Source organism: Dysgonomonas sp. 521, from assembly GCF_010501055.1.
Lineage (GTDB): Bacteria > Bacteroidota > Bacteroidia > Bacteroidales > Dysgonomonadaceae > Dysgonomonas.
In genome coordinates, this window is the sequence record NZ_QVMO01000171.1 from 263 (window position 1) to 3,900 (window position 3,638).

The 3,638-nt window shown below is 42.0% G+C and carries 3 protein-coding genes; all 3 read left to right on the plus strand.

What is annotated here, in order from left to right; translation table 11 throughout:
• Window positions 1-184 precede the first annotated feature (184 nt).
• The 3 genes from lipB (at window position 185) to D0T84_RS21590 (ending at window position 3,056) form a co-directional block, all read left to right on the plus strand.
• The gene (lipB, locus tag D0T84_RS21580) at window positions 185-868 is read left to right on the plus strand and encodes a lipoyl(octanoyl) transferase LipB (protein WP_163309995.1); all 684 of its coding nucleotides are present in this window, start codon (window positions 185-187) and stop codon (window positions 866-868) included.
• A 183-nt stretch (window positions 869-1,051) separates the two neighbouring features.
• On the plus strand, window positions 1,052-1,807 hold the full coding sequence (locus D0T84_RS21585; RefSeq protein ID WP_163309996.1) for an SDR family NAD(P)-dependent oxidoreductase: 756 nt from the start codon (window positions 1,052-1,054) through the stop codon (window positions 1,805-1,807).
• A gap of 34 nt (window positions 1,808-1,841) precedes the next feature.
• Complete coding sequence (locus D0T84_RS21590; RefSeq protein ID WP_163309997.1) at window positions 1,842-3,056, plus strand: hypothetical protein; 1,215 nt, start codon at window positions 1,842-1,844, stop codon at window positions 3,054-3,056.
• Window positions 3,057-3,638: the final 582 nt, after the last annotated feature.

Below are 3,638 nucleotides of genomic sequence, written 5' to 3' on the forward strand. Positions count from 1 at the left end.
TCATTCAGCCGGCAAACCGATGGTGGGTCGTACGGCAAAGCGGGGCGCAATGCTTTTTTGCTTACTTTTGGAGCTTTGGCCAAAAGTAAGGCAAGCAATCTGTGATTGCGCGCAGGATAAAAAATAATTGAACGTTTAACTTATCAACTACTGATTGACATTATTTATTTAAGAATATAATCTGATGATATACAAAGACCTTGAAAATATAGAGTACGGCCATGCGTGGGAGTATCAGCAAGAGTTGTTCGCGGAATCTCTAAGCCGTAAGGAGAACCGGACTCCGACCGAAAATTACCTTTTGTTCTGTGAGCATCCGCATGTTATCACAATCGGTAAACATGGCAAGCATGAAAATCTGTTATATCAGGAAAGTTTTCTGAAAGAGAAAGGTGTTTCGCTTTTTCAGATAGACCGTGGGGGAGACATTACTTATCATGGCCCCGGGCAACTTGTCGGTTATCCGATATTTGATCTGGAAACGTACAATATCGGTTTGCGGCAGTATATATTTAATATGGAAGAAGTTATCATCCGCTTTCTGGCTTCTTACAATATCCAGTCGGAACGGTTGGAGGGTGCTGCCGGTGTATGGATTGATACAACCATACCTGCAAAGACGCGAAAGATTGCGGCAATCGGGGTACGTAGCAGCCGTTATGTTACGATGCATGGCTTCGCGCTGAATGTAAATACGGATTTGTCTTTTTTTTCATTGATTAACCCTTGCGGTTTTGTAGATAAAGGTGTGACCTCGATGGAGAAGGAGTTAGGCTATAAAGTAGAAATGAAGGAGGTAAAGAATAAAATGAGGGAGCTGTTTGAGGAGATTTTTGTGGAAAATTCTAAGAGCCTGTTTAAGTTTTAGCGAAAATTTATATTACAGGTTCAGGTCAACAGTTCTTAGCAATTTTTTTATGCTCTTTTTACCGTATTTTACCCTTTTTACTCTTGGTTTAGCCCGCTAAACCTGCTAGCAAAAATGATAAAATCCATCTAAAAATAGCTATAAAAAAATTTGCTATAAAATTTAAACAGACTCTAAATAATTATGAAAAACTTATACAACAAAATAACCTTTATCACAGGCGGAGCCAACGGTATTGGCAAAGCAATAGTAAATACTTTCTGCGAAGCGGGAGCAGATGTTATATTCTGCGATATGGATGAGGTTGCCGGAAAGAGGCTGAATGACGAAATGAAAGATTATAAATGTTCATTTATCCACCTCGATGTTTCTGATGCGGGCGCTTTGGCGAATGCCGTCAATACTATCCTCTCGAAGAAAGGCAATATTGACGTCCTTATTAATAATGTTGGAGTGGGTAATTTCGGGTCTATATTAGATACTTCGGTAGAAGACTTTGATAAAGTGTTGGATATAAACCTGCGCCCGGTCTTCATTACGGCTAAACTATTGGTAAAACACCGTTCGCAACACGAAGACCTGAACACATACGGGCGTATTATAAATATGTCGTCGACCCGCTACCTGATGAGCGAACCCGACACGGAGGCTTATGCCGCCTCTAAAGGGGCGATTGTATCATTGACCCATTCGTTGGCTATATCATTAAGTAAATATAATATAACGGTAAATTGTATCAGCCCCGGCTGGATAGACACAGGACATTATGGGGATTTAAAACCCGAAGACCATGCACAACATCCGTCCGGTAGAGTTGGTCAACCAGAAGATATAGCACGGACGTGCCTATTCCTGTGCGAGACGGATAATAACTTTATAAACGGGCAAAATATTGTGGTAGACGGAGGTATGACTAAAAAGATGATATATGTAGAATAAATCATTATCTTTATGTGACCAAACCTTGATTACTATGAAAAGCCTCAGCCTTACTCTATTGACGATATTTGTGGCTTCACTCCAAATATCGGCTTGTACTACAGCTATTATTTCGGGTAAAGGCACAGCCGACGGGCGTCCGCTGCTTTACAAGCACAGGGATACCAACGCTCTGCAAAATAAGCTGATGACATTTACGGACGGCAAATATAGTTACATTGGCATTGTCAATAGTAGCGATAAAGACGGAAAGGAAGTATGGGGCGGTTACAACTCTGCCGGTTTCGCAATAATGAATTCGGCCTCTTATAATCTGAACGACACGGAGGCAGGCATAGAAGAACGCGAAGGCATCATCATGAAGCAGGCATTGCAGCAATGTGCTACCCTTGCCGATTTTGAGAAGTTGCTGGAGTCATTGCCCAAGCCGCTTTATGTGAACGCAAATTTTGGCGTCATTGACGCGCAGGGCGGAGCAGCCTATTACGAGACAGGCGATTACACGTTCAGGAAATTTGATGCAAATGACCCTGCCGCCGCGCCTATGGGCTATATCGTACGTACTAATTTCTCTTTTTCGGGAGACAGGGCGAGGGATAAAGGTCTGAGCCGCTATCAGGCTGCGGAGCCTTTGTTCTACAACGCGTCTTTGTCAGGTTCTTTGTCGTACCGTTTTTTATTACAGGATGTTTCGCGGCATCTGACGCATGGATTGACAGGTACAAACCTGTACGATATAATGCCGCAGGATACCGTAAAACCTGTTTTTGCCGCATTCAGGGATTATATACCCCGCTATTCCACTTCATCGGTTATCGTGGTGCAAGGTATAAAAGATAAAGAACCTGTCTCACTGACTACTATGTGGACAATTCTGGGTTCTCCTCTTACTACAATGGCTGTTCCGGTATGGCTGAATGCGGATAATATTTATCCGTCTGTCCTGTTTGCCGACAAAACAGGAAACGCGAAAATCTGTAACTGGTCATTGGAATTAAAAAAGCGTCTTTTCCCTATCACACGTGGCGAGGGAAATGATTACATAAACGTAGCAGCCCTGATTACTAAAGATAAAAAAGGTATATTGCAAAAGATATTATCTGTTGAGGACCGGGTATTGACAAATACTGAAATAACCCTGAACAAGAAACGGAACAATGAATTGGGCGCTCCGGAACTGAAACGGACTTGTGAATGGATTGACGATATGGTAAAAGATACATATTTTCATGAATTTTCGATTCAGTGAATATCTTGTATTTCGATTTATCTATACTCAGAGCCTGTTCAGATGTTAGCGAAAAATCTTTATTGTAAGTTCTAAATAATGGATATCAGTAGTTAGATTTTGTTTAAACTATAGGTTCTTTTATCCTGCGCGCAATCGCAGATTGCTTACCTTACTTTTGGCCGAAGCTCCAAAAGTAAGCAAAAAAGCATTGCGCCCCGCTTCGCCGTACGACCCACCAACGGCTTGCCGGCTGAATGAAGTGATGAAAATCTCATCTTTGCGATGATTGGCAGATGATGCTTAAAAGCGCCCGCACTTCATTCTACGCCGCCTGCACCGGGTGGGTGCCCCGTACGCTTGCTAACGGCGCTGGCTGACGTCTGACAAATAGGGTCGTTTATCCCAATGTCATTAAGTTAAAGAAATCTTATAGCCTGTCATCCTGAACGATAGTGAAGGATCTCTTTTCTTAAAAGCATTTTGTCTACACGGGATGCTTCGTTCCTACCAATGACGTCATTTAAATTATATCCGTTTTGACAATCATAAAATTGTGTTTTTTAGCTAGTTTACCCATAAGTCTTATTTCGTTAGCATTGA

What these genes read in the sequence shown, in the direction of transcription:
- D0T84_RS21585 (WP_163309996.1), top strand. Translation starts at nt 1,052, where the DNA reads ATGAAAAACTTATACAACAAAATAACCTTTATCACAGGCGGAGCCAAC.
- D0T84_RS21590 (WP_163309997.1), top strand. Translation starts at nt 1,842, where the DNA reads ATGAAAAGCCTCAGCCTTACTCTATTGACGATATTTGTGGCTTCACTC.
- lipB (WP_163309995.1), top strand. Translation starts at nt 185, where the DNA reads ATGATATACAAAGACCTTGAAAATATAGAGTACGGCCATGCGTGGGAG.